The organism is Brevibacterium sp. S22 (assembly GCF_004745485.1).
Taxonomy (GTDB): Bacteria; Actinomycetota; Actinomycetes; order Actinomycetales; family Brevibacteriaceae; genus Brevibacterium.
Map to the genome: position 1 here is coordinate 264,887 of NZ_RHFG01000001.1, position 17,609 is coordinate 282,495.

At 64.5% G+C, this 17,609-nt stretch carries 15 protein-coding genes; 7 read left to right on the forward strand and 8 right to left on the reverse strand.

What is annotated here, in order from left to right; translation table 11 throughout:
• Positions 1-17 precede the first annotated feature (17 nt).
• The gene (locus EB835_RS01425; RefSeq protein WP_135807702.1) at positions 18-533 is read right to left on the reverse strand and encodes a hypothetical protein; all 516 of its coding nucleotides are present in this window, start codon (positions 531-533) and stop codon (positions 18-20) included.
• Between the two features lie 149 nt (positions 534-682).
• On the opposite strand from EB835_RS01425, the gene EB835_RS01430 reads away from it, so the two are divergent.
• Together EB835_RS01430 and EB835_RS01435 are read left to right on the forward strand one after the other, a co-directional pair.
• Positions 683-1,525: a LysM peptidoglycan-binding domain-containing protein gene (locus tag EB835_RS01430; RefSeq protein ID WP_135807703.1), complete on the forward strand. Its 843-nt coding sequence runs from the start codon at positions 683-685 to the stop codon at positions 1,523-1,525.
• The gene (locus tag EB835_RS01435; protein ID WP_135807704.1) at positions 1,522-1,983 is read left to right on the forward strand and encodes an Rv3235 family protein; all 462 of its coding nucleotides are present in this window, start codon (positions 1,522-1,524) and stop codon (positions 1,981-1,983) included. The genes EB835_RS01430 and EB835_RS01435 overlap by 4 nt, the downstream gene beginning before the upstream one ends.
• A gap of 18 nt (positions 1,984-2,001) precedes the next feature.
• On the opposite strand, the gene secA is transcribed toward EB835_RS01435, so the two are convergent.
• The 7 genes from secA to mtrA all read right to left on the reverse strand — a co-directional run bounded on the left by secA (position 2,002) and on the right by mtrA (position 11,974).
• Positions 2,002-4,692 carry a preprotein translocase subunit SecA gene (gene secA, locus EB835_RS01440; RefSeq protein WP_135807705.1) on the reverse strand — a complete coding sequence of 897 codons (2,691 nt, stop codon included), beginning with the start codon at positions 4,690-4,692 and terminating at the stop codon, positions 2,002-2,004.
• A 54-nt stretch (positions 4,693-4,746) separates the two neighbouring features.
• A complete protein-coding gene (locus EB835_RS01445) occupies positions 4,747-5,988 on the reverse strand; it encodes a winged helix-turn-helix domain-containing protein (RefSeq protein ID WP_135807706.1) in 1,242 nt (413 codons plus the stop codon).
• Between the two features lie 90 nt (positions 5,989-6,078).
• Positions 6,079-6,741: a ribosome hibernation-promoting factor, HPF/YfiA family gene (raiA, locus tag EB835_RS01450; protein ID WP_135807707.1), complete on the reverse strand. Its 663-nt coding sequence runs from the start codon at positions 6,739-6,741 to the stop codon at positions 6,079-6,081.
• A gap of 65 nt (positions 6,742-6,806) precedes the next feature.
• Positions 6,807-7,529 (reverse strand): ComF family protein, encoded by a 723-nt coding sequence (locus EB835_RS01455; RefSeq protein ID WP_135807708.1) that lies wholly within the window; start codon positions 7,527-7,529, stop codon positions 6,807-6,809.
• Between the two features lie 55 nt (positions 7,530-7,584).
• Positions 7,585-9,309 (reverse strand): LpqB family beta-propeller domain-containing protein, encoded by a 1,725-nt coding sequence (locus EB835_RS01460; RefSeq protein WP_135807709.1) that lies wholly within the window; start codon positions 9,307-9,309, stop codon positions 7,585-7,587.
• Complete coding sequence (gene mtrB, locus EB835_RS01465) at positions 9,306-11,297, reverse strand: MtrAB system histidine kinase MtrB (protein ID WP_135807710.1); 1,992 nt, start codon at positions 11,295-11,297, stop codon at positions 9,306-9,308. The genes EB835_RS01460 and mtrB overlap by 4 nt, the downstream gene beginning before the upstream one ends.
• Positions 11,294-11,974 carry an MtrAB system response regulator MtrA gene (gene mtrA / locus EB835_RS01470; RefSeq protein ID WP_135807711.1) on the reverse strand — a complete coding sequence of 227 codons (681 nt, stop codon included), beginning with the start codon at positions 11,972-11,974 and terminating at the stop codon, positions 11,294-11,296. Before mtrA ends, mtrB begins: the two co-directional genes overlap by 4 nt.
• A gap of 251 nt (positions 11,975-12,225) precedes the next feature.
• On the opposite strand from mtrA, the gene EB835_RS01475 reads away from it, so the two are divergent.
• From EB835_RS01475 to EB835_RS01495, 5 genes are read left to right on the forward strand one after another with little or no spacing between them, the layout of a single operon-like run.
• A complete protein-coding gene (locus EB835_RS01475; RefSeq protein ID WP_135807712.1) occupies positions 12,226-13,275 on the forward strand; it encodes a hypothetical protein in 1,050 nt (349 codons plus the stop codon).
• Positions 13,272-14,006, forward strand: coding sequence for a DUF4129 domain-containing protein (locus EB835_RS01480; protein ID WP_135807713.1), 735 nt, complete (start codon positions 13,272-13,274; stop codon positions 14,004-14,006). Before EB835_RS01475 ends, EB835_RS01480 begins: the two co-directional genes overlap by 4 nt.
• Entirely contained in the window at positions 14,003-15,262 is a 1,260-nt protein-coding gene (locus EB835_RS01485; protein ID WP_135807714.1) for a DUF4350 domain-containing protein, read from the forward strand. Before EB835_RS01480 ends, EB835_RS01485 begins: the two co-directional genes overlap by 4 nt.
• Positions 15,259-16,320, forward strand: a complete 1,062-nt coding sequence (locus EB835_RS01490) for an AAA family ATPase (protein ID WP_135807715.1) — start codon at positions 15,259-15,261, stop codon at positions 16,318-16,320. The genes EB835_RS01485 and EB835_RS01490 overlap by 4 nt, the downstream gene beginning before the upstream one ends.
• On the forward strand, positions 16,321-17,607 hold the full coding sequence (locus EB835_RS01495; protein WP_135807716.1) for a DUF58 domain-containing protein: 1,287 nt from the start codon (positions 16,321-16,323) through the stop codon (positions 17,605-17,607).
• Positions 17,608-17,609: the final 2 nt, after the last annotated feature.

Genomic DNA, 17,609 nt, shown 5'->3' on the forward strand with positions numbered 1-17,609 from the left:
TCTCCATCACACCCGGCTCATTCGAAGGGATTCGTCCGGGCGTGGACGGCACTGATCGCAGCGAAGGGAACGATGCGGCCGGCGATTTCGACATAGTCGGCGCCGACGAGTTCGCATCGTCCGCGGATACCGCCGGAGCGGTCGGCAACATCGATCGACACCTCTTCATGAGCGGCTGACCAGCGGCGCAATGCGGACCCCATCCCCAGACGCTCAAGCCCACCGACTTCGAACCGATGTACCTTCGTGGTCAGCCTGAGTCCACGAACGGCACTGATCGCAACGGCAGAGACCTCAGCCCCGGCAACGACGACGATGTCACGGCCGAGGAAGCGCACCGCACCATTGACCTCACGATCAGACATCGTCACCCGCACCGTCGACCCCACTGCTCCACGCAGCCGTTCGAGCAGAGTCCTTTCGGCGGCCTGACCGGCGACTTCATCTCCGTACTCACCTCGCCTGGCGTGCACGCGTGCCGCTGAGTCGGCGGCTTCGATATCCGCCAGAAGTGCATCGATGCGATCGTCCATAGACGCCAAGCCTGCCCCAGCTGTAGTCCACTTTCAAGACTTGAAACGAAGATGCGTCGAACTACAGCCATGTAGTTAGAACTTATCCATTGACAACAAATTGCATCTAACGGCATCATTAAGTCCAATATCCAATGGAGGATGTCTAAATGTATCTTTTGATTGCATGTGCGGGTTCCTGGCTGGTTCTGCTCGGTTCGTTCTTCACCGTATGGACACAGATGCCCCAGCCGCGGACGACCACCGACATCGTCGTCATCGCCATCATCGGCGCGACAGCGCTCTTGTTCGCGAGGCTCGGTCTCGTCTCTCTGCTGGCACTGCTGCTGCGAATCCTTCCTTCCGGTCGCCTCCGGTCGACCCTTGCGGGCCTGGTCGTGACGGCGATGCCGCGGATTCTGGCGTCGAGCGTTCTTGCCATCGTCTCTGCCGGCCTGGTCGTCCACTCCGCTCAGGCGACACCGGTCGCGTCCTCCGGGCCCGAACCCGTGAATCCGACGGTGACGTCGACGGCTCCGGCCGATCCCGGCTGGCCGACGATCGACGACGACGGCCAGGTTGAGGATGCCCCTGACCAAGCGGAGTATGCCGACGACGCAGAGTCACCAGAGGAATCCGAGTCACCGGAACGAACACATCTGCCCGATCCCGGATGGCCCACCGAACCGCCGCCGGGCAATGCGCATTCATCACCCCCGAGTAACTCTGGCACGGACAGCTCCGGAGAATCAGATCAGGATGACGAATCCGACCGCGGTGGGACACCAGATCGGCCCGGAGTGGGCGACGACGCTTCTGTCCCCGCAGGTTCCGGAACCTCCACACACGTTGTGGCTCAGGGTGAGAGCCTGTGGTCGATCGCGGCCGGGCTGACCGACTCTGCTGAAGAGACTCCGCAGCTCGTCGCTGCAGTCTATGCCGCCAACGAGGACACCATCGGACCCGATCCGAGCCTCATCATTGCAGGTCAGAGATTGGAGATCCAGACATGACCGCCCCGCTCACTCTGACCCGACCGCAGGCTGCGGTGCCGCCTCGGCGACAGGTCGCTTCGCCGTCCACGGCACAGTCTTCTCGCAACCCGATCCGAGGTCAGGATTTCGCAGACGAGCGGGCGCGGATCGCGGCCACGGCCACCTCGTTGGCGGTTGCCTGTCTCGAGGTCCTCTCCGGTGTCAGACGCAGCGAGACGATCGCCCGCTGGGTCGAACCGGAGCTGCTGGCGAAGATCGATCACCGCTGTCAGCTGCGCGCCGAGGTGGCGCCGCAGCGGGCGACCGTACCCGGGGCGCGTACGGTGCAGCCGGGCACGGCACATGTGTGCCAGGTCAGCCCAGAGGTCGCCGAGGTCACGGTCATCGTCGCCGCCGCCAACCGCGTCCGGGCGGTGGCAGTCCGCTTGGAGCTGCTCACCACCCGGTGGACGCTGACTGCACTGCAGACGATGTGAGCCGCCGAGGGATCTGGGTCAGTTCTTCGCCTTCTTCTTCGCGCGACGTTCAGCGCGGTTGGCCGGGGCCGCTTCGTCATCGTCCTCCGTTTCGGAGACCGAGGAGGAACCGGCCTCGGACGGGGCCGACAGCTGCATCTTCGGAGTCTTGTGACGCAGCTCCTCAGCATCGACTTCGACCTCGGGCTCGCCGTCGTCGGTGCCCGCTGAGGAAGTCACCTGAACCTGCAGCGTGTTGGTCAGGCGGACGACGTCCTCCTTGATCCCATCCTGCATGGTCTTGAACATGTCGAAGCCCTCACGCTGGTATTCGACCAGCGGGTCCTTCTGGGCCATGGCGCGCAGTCCGATCCCGTTCTTCAGATAGTCCATCTCATAGAGGTGTTCGCGCCAGCGCTTGTCGATGACGGAGAGCACCACGCGGCGTTCGAGTTCGCGGGTGGCTTCCTCACCGAGTTCCTCTTCGCGCTGGGAGTAGAACACGCCGAGATCGGACTGGATCTCCTGGTTGAGTCGGTTCTTCGTGAGGTTTCCAAGACCGCCGAGTTCCTCGGCGAGGTCTTCGGAGCTGATCGACGGTGAGTAGATCTTTCCGAGGGCGTCGAAGAGCTCGTCGATCTGCCAGTCCTCGACCGGTCCCGTGGTCGCTTCGGCAACGTAGGCGTCGATGACCTCTTCGCGGAATTTAGCGACCTGCTCTTCGAGATCAGCGCCGTCGAGGACTCGGCGACGCTCGTCGTAGATGACGGTGCGCTGGCGGTTGAGAACGTCGTCGTATTTGAGCACGTTCTTGCGCTGTTCGGCATTGCGCTGCTCGATCTGTGACTGGGCTGAGAGGATGGCGCGTGAGACCATCTTCGATTCCAGGGGCACATCGTCGGGCACATTTGCCGTGGCCATGATCCGTTCGGCGGCTCCCGAGCCGAACAGGCGCATGAGGTCATCGGTCAGCGACAGGTAGAACCGCGATTCGCCGGGGTCTCCCTGACGGCCGGAACGTCCGCGCAGCTGGTTGTCGATGCGCCTGGATTCGTGCCGTTCGGTGCCGAGCACGTAGAGTCCCCCGAGCTCGACGACCTCTTCGGCCTCTTCCTTGACCTTGTCCTCGGCGGCTTTCAGCACAGCCGGCCATTCGGACTCGTACTGATCCTCATTCTCGGCCGGGTCGAGGCCGCGACGTTCCATTTCCGCGACCGCGAGGAACTCGGCGTTGCCGCCGAGCATGATGTCGGTACCGCGGCCGGCCATGTTCGTGGCCACCGTGACAGCGCTCTTGCGTCCGGCCATCGCCACGATCGAGGCCTCACGGGCGTGGTTCTTCGCGTTGAGGACCTCATGCTTGACACCGCGTTTGGCCAGATGCTTCGACAGGTATTCGCTCTTCTCGACGCTGGTCGTGCCGACGAGGACCGGTTGTCCGGTCTCGTGGCGCTCGACGATGTCGTCGACGACGGCATCGAACTTCGCGACCTCGTTCTTGTACACGAAGTCGGATTCGTCGACTCGCTGCATCGGCTTGTTCGTCGGAATCGGGACGACACCGAGCTTGTAGGTGGACATGAACTCCGCGGCCTCGGTCTCGGCCGTACCGGTCATGCCGGAGAGCTTCTCGTAGAGACGGAAGAAGTTCTGCAGGGTGATCGTCGCCAGGGTCTGGTTCTCGGCCTGGACCTTCACCCCTTCCTTCGCCTCGATGGCTTGGTGCAGGCCTTCGTTGTAGCGGCGGCCCTTGAGCACACGACCGGTGTGCTCGTCGACGATGAGGACCTCGCCGTCGAGGACGACGTAGTCTTTGTCCTTCTTGAACAGCTCCTTGGCGCGGATGGCATTGTTGAGGAAGCTGATGAGCGGGGTGTTCTCCGCGTCGTAGAGGTTGCCGATGCCCAGGTAGTCCTCGACGCGTTCGATGCCGGGTTCGAGGACGCCGACGGTGCGCTTCTTCTCGTCGACCTCATAGTCGCGGTCGGTTTTCAGGCGCTTGACGACCTTGGCGAATTCGTCGTACCAGCGGTTCGCATCACCTTCGGCAGGACCGGAGATGATGAGCGGGGTACGTGCCTCGTCGATGAGGATCGAGTCGACCTCATCGACGATGGCGAAGGAGTGTCCGCGCTGCACGAGCTCATCGGCTGACCATGCCATGTTGTCGCGCAGGTAGTCGAAGCCGAATTCGTTGTTCGTGCCGTAGGTGATATCCGCGGCGTACTGCTTGCGGCGCAGGTCCGAGGGCATGTTCGCCTGGATGCATCCGGTCTCCATGCCCAGGAAGCGGAACACGCGTCCCATCAGTTCGGACTGATAAGTGGCCAGATAGTCGTTCACCGTGATGATGTGGACCGGATTGCCGGTGAGAGCGTTGAGGTAGGCCGGTGCCGTGGCGACCAGGGTTTTGCCCTCACCGGTCTTCATCTCTGCGATATTGCCCAAGTGCAGGGCGGCGCCGCCCATGAGCTGAACGTCGAAGTGTCGCAGACCCAAAGTCCGGCTCGATGCTTCGCGCACGGCGGCGAAGGCTTCTGGAAGCAGGGAGTCGAGGCTCTCGCCGTCCTTGAAGCGCTCCTTGAACCGGCCGGTTTCCTCACGCAGTTCGGTGTCGGTCATCTCGCTGAACTCATCGGACAGCTGATTGATGGCATCCGTGTATCGGCGGAGCTTCTTCAGAGTTCTGCCTTCACCTGTGCGCAGAAGCTTCTCGAGGAAATTAGCCACTTTTCTCCTAATCGGCATGTCTGCCGGACAACAACTCGAACGACTGTATAGCCCCTAGCTTAATGGCAGGTGAGTACCTTCGAAGTCCACGGCTCTCAGACCCAGCCATGCAGCCATCGTCTTGAGCTCGGCAGCCAGTTCCGTGGTGTGCTCCTCCCCCGGCTCCCATGTCACCGTGTGAGCGCGCAGGATTCCTGCAGCCCGGTCCCGGTGCAGATCCACCCGCCCGACGAGTCGATCGCCGAGGAGGAACGGAGTCACGTAGTAGCCGTGGACCCGTTTGGCGGCCGGAGTGTAGATCTCGATGCGGTAGTGGAAGTCGAAGAGCCATTCGATGCGCGGACGATAGAAGACCAACGGGTCGAACGGCGCCAGCAGTGCTCGAGCGGTCACTGTGCGCGGAGTCCGTGCCTCATGCCATTTCAGAGCTGGGACCCCTTCGACATCGACTTCACGGAGTTCGCCCGAGGCGATGAGCTCGGTGACCGCGGCGTCGGTCGGTGCGCGCCGCTGCCGAAAGTAGTCGGCGATGTCCTCGGGCCTGGCGACTCCCAAGGCCCGTGCGGCGATGCGGGTGAGTTCGAGGACGTTGTTCTCGACCCCGGAGATCCCGCGCGGAAGCTGCGCATTCGGGTCGAGTCCCAATCGAGGATCCTCCGGCGGCCCATAGCTCAGAGGGATCTCAGGCAGCTCTGGCGAGACGTCGCGAGCCAGTGCATAGATGCGTTCGAAGTGGTCATTGCGCCCCGAGGCGCTGATGATTCCACCGGCGAACAGTGCTTCGAGGGCGACTTTCACCTGGCTGGGATTCCAACCCCAATGGCCACGGTGTGTCTCCGGCAGATCATGGTCGACCACCTCGGCGACCTCCCGTGCCGTCTTCGGCCCCGAGGAGAGAGCGGTGAGGACGGAGGACTGGAGATTCCGGAATTCTTCGCCGGTCTCCGGATGGCGCTGTCCGAAGTCATTGCGCCACCATTCGCTGTGGGCCCGGGCGAAGTGCTTCCACGTCTGCGGCGGAACGAAGGCCGCGGCATGCGCCCAGTATTCGACGCCCATGCGCGGTGAGGAATAGAACAGACGGTCCAGGGTCTCCCGCGGATAGGGACCGAGACGGGAGAAGTAGGGCAGATAGTGAGAGCGGACGACTCGCGCGACGGAGTCGATCTGGGTCAGCCCCAAGGTGGCGAAGACGGACTTGAGGTGCCGGGCGGTGACTTTCGCCGGACGCTGACGGTCCAGTCCGGTCGCCGCGATCGCTGTCCTGCGGGCCGCGGCCCGTGTCATCCTCTGCATATCCCCACGCTATACCCCAAATTGCTACCTGACGGCGGCTCTGCAACCTTGCGCAAGGTTGCAGAGCCGCCGTCAGGTAGTAATTTGGGGTCAGTCTATGGCTTCTTCGAGCTCGTGGTCGAGCGCGATGACTCCGTAGCTCCAGCCCTTGCGGCGGTAGACGACGGAGGGTTTGCTCGACTCCTCATCGATGAACAGGTAGAAGTCGTGTCCGACGAGTTCCATTCGGTTCAGGGCCTCTTCGATGCCGATCGGTGAGGCGTTGAAGGTCTTCTCACGCAGCACCACCGGCGAATCGCCTTCGGCCTTGATCCGCCCGTTCGTCTGATCGACGCTGCGGTCCTCATCAGGCTTCGCATCATCTGCGTCCGCGTCGGGGATCATCGGTTCGGCCACCGGCATCTTCGCCAGCACCTCGGCCGTGGATTCCTTGCGGTGATGGCCCGAACGCGGCACCTTATGCCGGTCCCTCGCTCGCCTCAGACGTTCGACGAGCTTCGCCCATGCCAGATCGAGTGCCGCATATTTGTCGCTTGCCATGGCCTCTGCCCGAATTGCCGGCCCTTTCGCCACAACCGTGAGCTCAACTCGCTCACTCGTCTCGGGCTGGCGGGAGTTCTTTTCGTGAGTGACATGCACTTCGACACGCTGAGCACGAGGGGCAAGCTGTTCGACTTTGGCGATCTTGTCCTCGATGTGGGCTCGAAAGCTGTCGGAGATGGTCAGTTGACGGCCGTTGACAACGATGTCCATGATGTGTCCTTAGCGACTCGTTCTTCGGATTCATCCGATCCCATGCCCTTGGATGGGTACCACCGTTATACAGTAAAGGGAGAGACAAATCGAGTGCCCCCGCGACCGAGCCCGAGAACAGCTCCAACAGCGGGTCTGATCTGCACCGATGCTAGCAAGCGTGTGCTTTCTGCCAAGGTAGCGCCGGTGGTGGAGAAGTCGTCGATGAGCAGATCTGCAGACGCGGAACCTGCGCCTGAGGCCGGACGTGATCCGGGAATCCCAGCAATTCTCCTCCGGTCGAGATATTGAGTCCGCTCCGCGTTCTGTGCACGCTCAATCGCTCCGAGCCCGACCTGGTCGCGCGAGCGCTTCGCCGAGAGCACATCATGGACTTCCATGGGCAGCTCCGGCGACAGCTCCTTCGCCCGATTCGCCAAGGCGGCAGTATGCGATCCGCCACGACGACGTCTGGCTCGATCCGAGCTGGGCGCTGGGAAGAGACGGATTGCTCCGCCGGAGTATCCGATGAGGTCGAGTGCAGCGACGATCGAACGGGTCAGTGCCAGAGCCAACGGATCGAGGATGTCCCGGCGACCTTCGTCCTTGAAGCCGACGACCATGCGGGAGATCTGCGAGTTGTATTCGCAGACCCCGACGATCGGCATCGTGCCGTAGCGCGGTTCCATCGCCCGCGGAATCCCTCCCAGCAGCTGCAGGCAGCGGGTGCACAAGGAGACGTTCTCCCGCCCGCATCCGGCGCACCGGCGGGGCAGGAGCAGTTCGCCGAACTCCTCGAGCAGCCCCATGGGAGCAATCTACTATGCTCAGCCAGCCCCGGTCAGCCGTGCTCGACCCGACCGGTCAGCCGGGATAGGACGGGTCCTTGGCGGCGACGTCGACGAGCTTCTGCCACGCATTCGAGTTGTAGCTGTACAGGGCACCATCAGAGCTGGTGACCAGGATCGAGCGTCCATCCACCCCTCCTGCGATGCGGCTTCCGTCCGAGACTTCGCCCAGCTGTTCTGCAGGGCCGGTGACTCCGATGCGGAACGGCTGCACAGAATCTCCTTCTTCAGCGGCCAGTGCCACCAGAGAAGTCGATCCCGCCCAGGAGACGTCCTTGATCTCGTCGAAGCTCGCGCCCACTTCGATCGGTGTCTCGGAGACCTGGCCCGACGGATTGCCCGCCTTGTCCCGCGGCACACCGACCACATCGACGCGGTCCGGCTCTCCCTTGTGCCGGCTGAGCAGAGCGACGCGGGTGCCGTCTCGAGAGACCTCGATATCGACGAGCTGCCGACCGTTGAGGAAATCGGCGGCCACGGTGAAGGCTTCGCCGTCACGGCCGACCGCCTTGAGCTCGCCCTTGTTCTCCGCCTCACCTGTCCAGGTCGTGTTGAAGCGATCGATGCTGGGGCGCACGAGCTTCTCGCCTTTGAAGACCGGGGTGGCGTCGACGGCGTCGGACCTCAGCCGCATGAGCTGTTTGCCGTCATCGGCCAGGTACACATACAGGGAGTCGTCCAGCGACACCGCGGGGTCACTCGCCTTCGCCTTCTTCAGGTCCGGACTGTTCTCGACCTTGGCGAGGGTCGTTCCCGAGACTCGGGAGAGTCGGTTGTCGGCGAGCACGACGGGCGGTCCGTCGACCTGGACCGAGGTGTCGGTCTTCGGCTGCAGGCTGGCCGGCACGGTCTGTCCGCCGATGGTCAGCTCGATCGCCGAGATCGAGGGAATCACCTGCAGAGTCGTGGCGATCTGCTGTCGGATCAGTCCCTTCTCACGGTCCGACGGGGCCGGGTTCTGCGGTCCCAGGGCAACATGGGCGACGCCGTTATCGATGGTGACCACATTCGAATCGCTCAGCTTCGCCCCGTCGGGGATCCCGGTGATCACGGCACCGGACAGGTAGGGGGCGGGCCCGCTGAGCAGTTCATTCATCAGCACGGTCGGGGTCGAGGAGGACCGGAGGAACCAGCGCGAATCCGGGACGAGATAGGAATAGTCGGAGGTGAAGAACTGCAGTGAATAGTTGAGGAAGATCGTACGGAAGTCGGTTTGGCTGATGAGCAGCCCGTCCGGCGCCGAGGAGATCCTCCACTCCCCGTTCTCCTGCCGCAATGAGAATTCCAGGGTCGATTGGGTGCCCGGTTTGGTGGAGCTGAACACGCCGGAGGAGTCGACGAGGCCGACGACCGGAGCCGAGATGCTCATCGTCTTCTGATCGGAGGTGACCCCGACGTTCAAGGAGTCGAGGTCCGTATCGTTCGGCAGCACCGACACCGATTCCTGCGGGCTCCACTTCTGTGCCTCGCCCTCGGTGAGGAATGACCGAGCCACGGAGAAGTTGTTGCCGGTGCCGGCTCCGGCCCGGAGGAAGCCCCGCACGATGTCCGATGGGCTGTCACCGGGTTCCGGACCGTCGGGAATCCGTGCGTTGTTCGCACCCGGATCACTCGAATCGTCTTCGATATGGCCGACAGGTGATGAGGTCGGGATCGACGAGCAGCCGACGAGCGCAAGGGCTGTGAAGACGGAGACCAGCATGGTCTTCACCCGGAAGCCACGGGATGTCGTGCGCTTCATGACCGTCCTCCTTCGCTGTCGTCCACTCTGTCGCCGCCGTCGCCTTCGCTGTCCAGTTCCGGATCGGTGGTGTCCAATTCAGGATCCGGGCTGTCCAGTTCCGGATCAGGGGTGTCCAGTTCCGGATCTACGTCATCCGCGGACCGTTCCCCCACCTCGCCGGCGTCCGGTTCCGCAGTGTCTGACTCAACGAGCTCTGATCGGACTGTCATCGTGGCCGACTGGAGTGGGAAGGATTCCTGCGGGGCCGCCTCGGCGGGAGTGTTCTGCTCCACCTCGAGCATCTCCGGCTCGGTTTCGACGACGATCGGGATCGAGCCGGTCTGAATGCGCACGGAACCGTCCGAGGACAGCGGTCCGGCGACGAGCGCCGAACCGCGGATCTGCGCATCGCGGGGCGGCAGCGGCAGAGGTGAGGAGGTGATCTCCTGGTCGGGACGCCGCGGAATCGTCAGCCGGAAGCATGACCCTTCGCCAGGCTTACCCCAGACCTGCAGCCAGCCGTTGTGCAGGTGGGCGTCCTCGAGCGAGATGGCCAGGCCCAGGCCCGAACCGCCGAGGGTGCGCTTGCGGGCCGGATCGGCGCGCCAGAATCGGTCGAAGACGTGCTCGACCTGTTCTTCATTCATGCCGACTCCGTGGTCACGCACGCTCACAGCCACCGCCTCGGCGTTGGAGGCGACGTAGATGTCGACCGGGTTGTTCTCACCGTGTTCGATCGCATTGACGACGAGGTTGCGCACGATCCGGGTGATGCGCACCCGATCGACCTCGGCCATGACCGGTGACGACGGAGCGTGGACGACGATCGCCGTCGACATCTGTTCGGCCACCATCGACACGGTCTCGACCACGGAGGTCACGGTCGCGCCGATATCGACGGGTTTGGCCACCAATGCTGCGGCTCCGGCATCGTAGCGAGAGATCTCCAGCAGGTCGGAGAGCAGGTTGTCGAAGCGTTCGGCCTGCGAGTTCAGCAATTCGGCACTGCGCGCGGTGACAGGGTCGAGGTCGTCGCGGGAATCAAAGATGAGATCGGCGGCGGCACGGATCGTCGTCAGCGGCGTCCGCAGTTCGTGGGAGACGTCGGAGACGAACTGCCGTTGCAGCACGGACAGTCGCTCCATCTGCTCAATCTGATGCTGGAGGGTGTCGGCCATGTCGTTGAAGCTCTCGCCGAGCACGGCGATCTCATCATTGCCGTGCACAGGCATGCGCTCATCGAGGTCGCCGTCGGCGATGAGTCTGGCCACCTCGGCCCCGGTGCGCACCGGAGTGACGACGAGCCGGGTGACGATCCAAGCGACAGCACCGACGAGGACGACGAGGACGAGGGCGGCGACGAACATCGACCGCTGCACGAAGTTCAGCGTGTCCTGCTGTTCGCTGAGGTCACCGAGGTAGTACAGCTGGAACTGACCGGCACCCGGAATCTGCAGCTCCTGGGTGATGAGCAGACCCGGCCCGGTGCCGTCGGGCAGGCTCACCGACTGGTAGAGCTTGTCATCGGCCGGGGCTTTGCGGATGGCCTCGCGGAGCTCATCGGTCATCGGCACCTGCGATGCCTCACCGTCCTCGCTCGGTTCACCGGCGGTGACTGTCGAGAATGAGGAGTTCGGATCCTTCGGCTGCAGGGTCAGAGAGTACACCGACCCGGCTGAACGGTTGTAGATCGATGACAGCTGCGAGCTCAGCGTGTCCTGAGTGACCGCCTGACCGTCGACCGGTGCCAGGGACCGCAGTTCGGCCAGAATCGAACGTGTCTGCGAGGACAGGGAGTCCAGGCGGGTGTCGAAGAGACCGCGGGCGATCTGCTGGGACATATAGGTGCCGACACCGAAGATCGCCACCGAGGTGAGCACGATCGTGAGGACGACGATGCGAACCTGCAGGGAGTGGCTGAACGATCGGAGAATGAAATTCCAGAACGTCTTCAAAGCCGAGGCCGCGGTGCGGACGGGTCCGTCCACGGCTGACTCGGAGGTCACGCGGCTCGGCCGGCCTTATAGCCGACGCCGCGGACGGTGACGATGATGTCCGGCTTCTCCGGATCGCGTTCGATCTTCGACCGCAGACGCTGCACATGCACATTGACCAGCCGGGTGTCGGCGGCGTGACGGTATCCCCACACCTCTTCGAGCAGAGTCTCCCGAGAGAACACCTGCCACGGCTTGCGGGCCAGGGCCACGAGCAGATCGAATTCGAGCGGAGTCAGCGACACCGGGGATCCGCCCTTGGTCACCGTGTGACCGGCGACGTCGACGACGACATCGCCGACGGTCAGCAGCTCGGGAGCCTGCGGTTCGGAGATCCGCAGGCGAGCACGGACACGCGCGACGAGCTCCTTGGGCTTGAACGGCTTCGGCACGTAGTCATCGGCACCGGACTCGAGGCCGAGGACGACATCGACAGTGTCGGACTTCGCCGTGAGCATGATGATCGGCACCGACGAGATCTCGCGGATCTCCCGGCACACTTCGAGTCCGTCCTTGCCCGGCAGCATCAGGTCGAGCAGCACGAGGTCCGGACTGACCTTCTGGAACTCTTCGAAGGCCTGGTCTCCGGTGGCACAGAAGAAGGGCTCGAAGCCTTCGCTTTTGAGCACAATTCCGATCATTTCGGCCAAAGCCGTGTCATCATCAACTACGAGGATTCGAGCGTTCATGCTCCCATTGTCCCTTATGTTCGCGTGTTCTTCGGTTCTCGACACTCCTACCCTATCGGGCGGAATCGACCACTAGGTGCACCGCCTCCGCTGACAGCGGTGCCCGCAGCCTCGACCGCAGGCCCATCGGAGCCTGCGCCCGAGGCTCCCGTGCGTCTCCCCTGCGTCTCGGTCCGACGAGATCCGCACAGACGGTATCGGACAGGGAGACTTCTCGGCATGAGCAGGTGAAACATGGCAGGATTGGCGTAATGGGACAGACGAATGCATGGACCTCGGAGGTCGACTGGCAGACCGGCCAGTGGCAGCGACGTTCGCCGTCCCCTCCCTCACGGCGCTGGCAGCCTCCACCACCTCGCGGGCTCCTGCCCAAACGCCCGCTGACGTTCATCGAGGCGCTGGATTCCGGGTTCCGCCTGCTGCGATTCATCCCGACGCTGTCCGTCGGCTCCGCGCTCATCGTCTTCACACTCTGGAGCCTGCTGCTCGCCGCGATCGGCGCCCTCATCGCCGTGCAGTTCCTGCCGTTCTTCAATGACCTCAGCGGCAATGACGAGGCCGTCTCCGGTTTCCTCGCTCTGGCCCAGCTGGGGTCGGCGTCGCTGAGCCTGCTCAGCCTGGGGCTTGCGCATCTGCTCTCCGGGCTCATCGCCACCGGCACTCGCGCCTCCTTCGGTGCGCGCAGAACCACCCTGTCGATGGCGTGGAGATCCCTGTCCGGTCGCCGGTGGCGCCTTGTTCTGGCCACACTGCTGATGTGCGCAATCAATCTCGGCCTGCTCCTGGCCCTGACTGCTCCGACCCTGCTGTTCTTAGGCGCCGATTCGGCGGTCCTCGCCTTCGTCTGGGCCGCATTGGCCGCGCTGCTGTGGTTCATCGCTCTCATCTGGATCAACCTGCGCCTGGCCTTCCTCGGCTCGGCGATCGCGGTGGAGGATCTGAGCGTGCGAGCCGGAATCCGACGCTCGTGGAGGCTGACTGGGCGTGGTTTCTGGCGGATGCTCGGCCAACTGGCGCTCGGATACTTCCTCTCCAATCAGCTCGTCCAGCTCATCATCTCCCCGATCGTCTTCATCATCTCCCTCGCCCTGGGCATCGGCATCGCCACGACCACCGACTCGACGACCGCGCAGACTGCCATCACGCTCGTCTCCGTCGGTCTGCTGCTCGGACTCACACTGATCTCCTCAGCTGTACTCTTCGCCTATTTCGCCTGCCTGGTAACGGTCTGCTTCTTCGACCAGCGGATGCGCACCGAAGGCCTCGACCTCGTCCTCATCCGCGCTGAGGAGGATCGATGATCCTCTCCCCCGTCACCGAGGCGGTCACCCGATTCCGCACCGCTGTGTCCTTCCGGTCGGGCGACGCCCAGCTCAGCACCTCCTCGGCGAGCATCGACCGGGACACCGGTCGCGAATGGGTTGAGCACGAACTGTCGAAGTCCGAATACGCCGCCAACGACCTCACCCCCTTGGAACAGATCGGCCGGTGGCTGTCCTCGCTGTGGGATTCACTCGTCAGCTCCGCCCTGAGCGCGAACTCCCCGTGGCTGCTCATCCTCGTCATCCTGGGTCTCGCGGCGATCATCGCCCTCATCGTCTGGCGCGTCCGCCGGGCTGGATTCCGCCGCGTCGGGGTCCCGCTGTCGGCCTTCGACCCGGTCGTGTCCCTGCCCGAACCGGGCCCGTGGCGCGACAGCGCAGCCAGGGCAGCCCGTGCCGGAGACTTCGAGACCGCGGTCATCGACGAATCCCGGGCGATCTTCGCCGTCCTGTCGATCAAGCAGATCGTCTCTCTCGAGTCCTCGGCCACAGCCAGTGAGATCGCCCATTCCGCCGAGGCGGCCCTGCCCGACCACGGACCCGCCGTCCACGGTGTGGCCGAGATCTTCAACGACCTCCGCTACGGGGAGGAAGCCGCGCAGAAGGCGAGCGCCGATCGCGGCCTCGACGCGATCTATGCGGATCTGTGCGCACTGGACCGAACCCTGAGCGCACTGCCGGTCCGTCACCGCCAGGAGGCACCGGCATGAGCGCACAGCTGGATGTCGCCGCCCGCGGCACTCGTTCGAGCTCCCGGATCCCGCTGCGTGCCCGTCTGCGTTCGGCCTCGGTCTGGATCGTCGCAGCCTTCGTCATCCTCATCACCGTGATCGCGCTCGTGCTGCTGACCGGTGATGACGAGTCCGAGGAGCCCCTGCACTATGACTCGCCGGCGCGCACCGGCACGAAGGCCCTCGTCGAGACCCTGCGCGACCACGATGTCGACGTCACCACCACCGAGGATCAGGAGCAGGCCCGCACGGCCGCCGCCCGGCCCGACACCACCCTGCTCATTCCCACGAACACCGAGGCGCTGTCGCGCGGGGACATCGCCGGCCTGCAATACGCCCTGCGCACCCACGGCAACCGGCTCGTCCTCGTCGACCCGGGCCCGACGGTCACAGAGTTCACCGACCGCATCACCGTCAACGACAACCTCAGCCCTCTGGCCACCCCGGATGCCACGTCCCCACCGTCATGTGACTCACCGATCACCCGCCAGACCGGGGCCGTGACCACGGGCGATGTCGAATATGCGGAGACGAAGAAGGGCACCGACGGAATCAGCGCCTGCTACCCGTTCACCGGTCCCGGGGTCGACGAGATCGACGGTGCCGAGGTGCCCCCCGGGTCTGCGCGCGGACAGTTCGTCACCGATTCGCGAGGTTCCGTCCCGTTGACCGTGCTCGGCAATCCCGACTGGGTGACCAATGAGCATATCGACGAGGAGGGCAATGCCTCCCTCGTACTCTCGCAGCTGTCGGAGACACAGAACCTCGTCGTCTACTACCCGACCTTCGATGATGCCGGGCAGCAGCAGTCGGCGCCGTCGCCGATCGATTTCGTGCCCGGCTGGTTCCTCGCCGGCGTCCTGTGGCTGATCCCCTGCGTGCTCGTCCTCCTGCTCGTCATCGGGCGCCGGTTCGGCCCATTGGCTCTCGAACGTCTGCCCGTCATCGTGCCGGCGGTGGAGACCGTTCACGGCCGGGCCGCTCTGAGCTCCCGCAGCCACGACCGGGAGGGAGCTCTGCACACGCTGCGGACTGGTGCACTGCTGCGCATCGCCAAACGTCTGAGCCTCAGCCCCGATGCCCGGACCCCGGACATCATCACCCGCATCGCGGCCACCACGGGAGCCGACCCGGGCTTCCTCCACCATGTCTTCGTCTCCGCGTCGGCACGCACGGACGCCGAACTCACTGAACTCGTCCATCAGCTCACCCAGATCGAAAGTGAGATCCCATGACCCAGCCGCCCCAGGACCCCACGAATCCTCAAGCACCAGCCGCGTCGCAGGCATCAGCTGCGCCGCAGGCACAGACCGCCGCCGCACTGCAGACCCCTCCGGCAGAACCGGATCCGGTGCGTGAGGCGTTCACCGGTGTGCGCACCGAGATCGCCAAGGCCGTCGTGGGCCAGGATCAGGCGGTGACCGGAATGCTCATCGCACTGCTGTGCCAGGGGCATGTGCTCCTCGAAGGAGTCCCGGGAGTGGCGAAGACTCTGCTCGTGCGCAGCTTCGCGGCCGCAGTCAGTCTGGAGAGCTCACGTGTGCAGTTCACTCCCGACCTCATGCCCAGCGATGTCACGGGGTCGTTGGTCTACGATGCCTCCGCCTCGGACTTCTCTTTCCGTCCCGGCCCGGTGTTCACGAACATCCTCATCGCCGATGAGATCAACCGCACCCCGCCGAAGACCCAGTCGGCTCTGCTCGAGGCCATGGAAGAGCATCAGGTGTCCGTCGGCGGTCGGTCCCGGAAGCTGCCCGAACCGTTCCTCGTCGCGGCCACGCAGAATCCCGTCGAGTACGAAGGCACCTACCCGCTGCCGGAAGCCCAACTCGACCGGTTCCTGTTCAAGCTCGTCCTCGATCTGCCTGAGCGGGAGCACGAATTCGAGATCCTCGACCGCCATGCCCGCGGCTTCGACGCCGGAGCCCTGTCATCGGCGGGTCTGCGGCCGGTGGCGGATGCCGAACTCATCGAACGGGCCCGCGAGGCGATCGCGAAGATCTACATCGCCCCGCAGATCATCACCTATATCGTCGACCTCGCTCGAGCCACCCGCCAGACCCCGTCCCTGGCGCTGGGCGTCTCACCCCGCGGAGCGACGAGGATGCTCGGCGCCGCCCGTGCTCATGCCTGGCTCAGCGGCCGACACTATGTCACTCCCGACGACGTCAAGGCCTTGGCCCATATGTCGCTGTCGCACCGGGTCATCCTGCGACCCGAGGCACAGATGGACGGTTTGGATGTCAATCAGGTCCTCGATTCGATCATCGCCACGACCGAAGTTCCTCGCTGAATGACCACCCGGCTGTTCCTGCTCACCCTCCTCGGCCTCGTGCCCGTCATGCTGGTGCCCACGTGGCCGACGGCGCTGATCGTGGCCGGTGCGATCGTCGGGATCGCGGTCCTCGACTTCTTTCTCGCGCCTCGGATCCATGGACTGGAGCTCCAGCGCACACCGGGTCCGATGGTCCGCCTCGGCGACGGCACCCACAGCACGCTGACTCTGCTCAACGGGACGAATCGCCAGCTGCGGCTCTACGTCCGCGACGCTTGGGCGCCGAGCGCAGGGGCCGTCCAGACGCGCACTCGCCACGTGTTGGAACCGGGTGAGCAGACACAGGTGCGCACCGAGCTGCAGCCGACGCGGCGAGGTGCGCTGCCCGGCGATCTGGTCACGGTCCGCAGTCGCAGCGTGCTCGGCCTGATCCACCGACAGAAGAGCATCGACGTTCCTGTCTCCGTGCGAGTGCTGCCTCCGTTCGTGTCCCGTCGGGAGCTGCCGTCGAAGACGCAGAAGCTGCGTGAGCTCGAGGGGCGGTCTGCGGTGATGATCCGCGGAATGGGCACCGAATTCGATTCACTGCGCGATTATGTCGACGGTGACGATGTCCGATCCATCGATTGGCGAGCAAGCGCTCGCGCCCAGAACCTCGTGGTCAAGACCTGGCGGCCGGAGAAGGATCGTCGGGTCGTCATCGTCGTCGACTCCTCCCGTTTCGCCGCCCGCCGCTGCGGTGAGGGCACGGTCTTCGACGCCGCGCTCGAGGCTTCGCTGCTGCTGACGGCTCTGGCCACCGGCGCCGGCGACCGGGTCGATGTCATCGTCGCCGATGCCCGGGTCCGCGCAGTCGCATCGAGCCATCGAGCTCACGACCCGGTCCATGACCTCTCGGTCGCACTGACGCCTGTGCACCCAGAACTCTATGAGGCGAACTGGGAGTCGATCGCCGCCGCCGTTCTGCAGACGTCCAGACAGCAGGCTCTCGTCGTGTTGGTCACACAGCTCGACGAAGCGACCTTCGCCGAGGACATCCTGCCTGTGCTGCCCACGCTCACGACTCATCATCGGGTCGTCGTCGCCGGGGTCGCGGATCCCACTCTTGCAGAGTTGGCAGCCGAGCGCGGCGACGCCGAGGACGTCTATACGGCGGCGGCCGCAGAAGCGGAGATGCTGGCCACGGCGTCTCTGCAGACACGACTGCGCGGACTCGGCGTCTCATCCGTCCACGCTCTGCCGGAGAAGCTTCCCGGAGCGCTGGCCGATCTCTACATCCGGCTCAAGGTCACCGGCGGACTGTGACC

Coding starts and splice junctions, on each gene's coding strand:
- EB835_RS01490 (WP_135807715.1), top strand. CDS start 15,259: ATGACCCAGCCGCCCCAGGACCCCACGAATCCTCAAGCACCAGCCGCG.
- EB835_RS01495 (WP_135807716.1), top strand. CDS start 16,321: ATGACCACCCGGCTGTTCCTGCTCACCCTCCTCGGCCTCGTGCCCGTC.
- EB835_RS01485 (WP_135807714.1), top strand. CDS start 14,003: ATGAGCGCACAGCTGGATGTCGCCGCCCGCGGCACTCGTTCGAGCTCC.
- raiA (WP_135807707.1), bottom strand. CDS start 6,741: ATGGACATCGTTGTCAACGGCCGTCAACTGACCATCTCCGACAGCTTT.
- EB835_RS01445 (WP_135807706.1), bottom strand. CDS start 5,988: ATGCAGAGGATGACACGGGCCGCGGCCCGCAGGACAGCGATCGCGGCG.
- EB835_RS01430 (WP_135807703.1), top strand. CDS start 683: ATGTATCTTTTGATTGCATGTGCGGGTTCCTGGCTGGTTCTGCTCGGT.
- EB835_RS01480 (WP_135807713.1), top strand. CDS start 13,272: ATGATCCTCTCCCCCGTCACCGAGGCGGTCACCCGATTCCGCACCGCT.
- EB835_RS01425 (WP_135807702.1), bottom strand. CDS start 533: ATGGACGATCGCATCGATGCACTTCTGGCGGATATCGAAGCCGCCGAC.
- EB835_RS01435 (WP_135807704.1), top strand. CDS start 1,522: ATGACCGCCCCGCTCACTCTGACCCGACCGCAGGCTGCGGTGCCGCCT.
- EB835_RS01455 (WP_135807708.1), bottom strand. CDS start 7,529: ATGGGGCTGCTCGAGGAGTTCGGCGAACTGCTCCTGCCCCGCCGGTGC.
- EB835_RS01460 (WP_135807709.1), bottom strand. CDS start 9,309: ATGAAGCGCACGACATCCCGTGGCTTCCGGGTGAAGACCATGCTGGTC.
- EB835_RS01475 (WP_135807712.1), top strand. CDS start 12,226: ATGGGACAGACGAATGCATGGACCTCGGAGGTCGACTGGCAGACCGGC.
- mtrA (WP_135807711.1), bottom strand. CDS start 11,974: ATGAACGCTCGAATCCTCGTAGTTGATGATGACACGGCTTTGGCCGAA.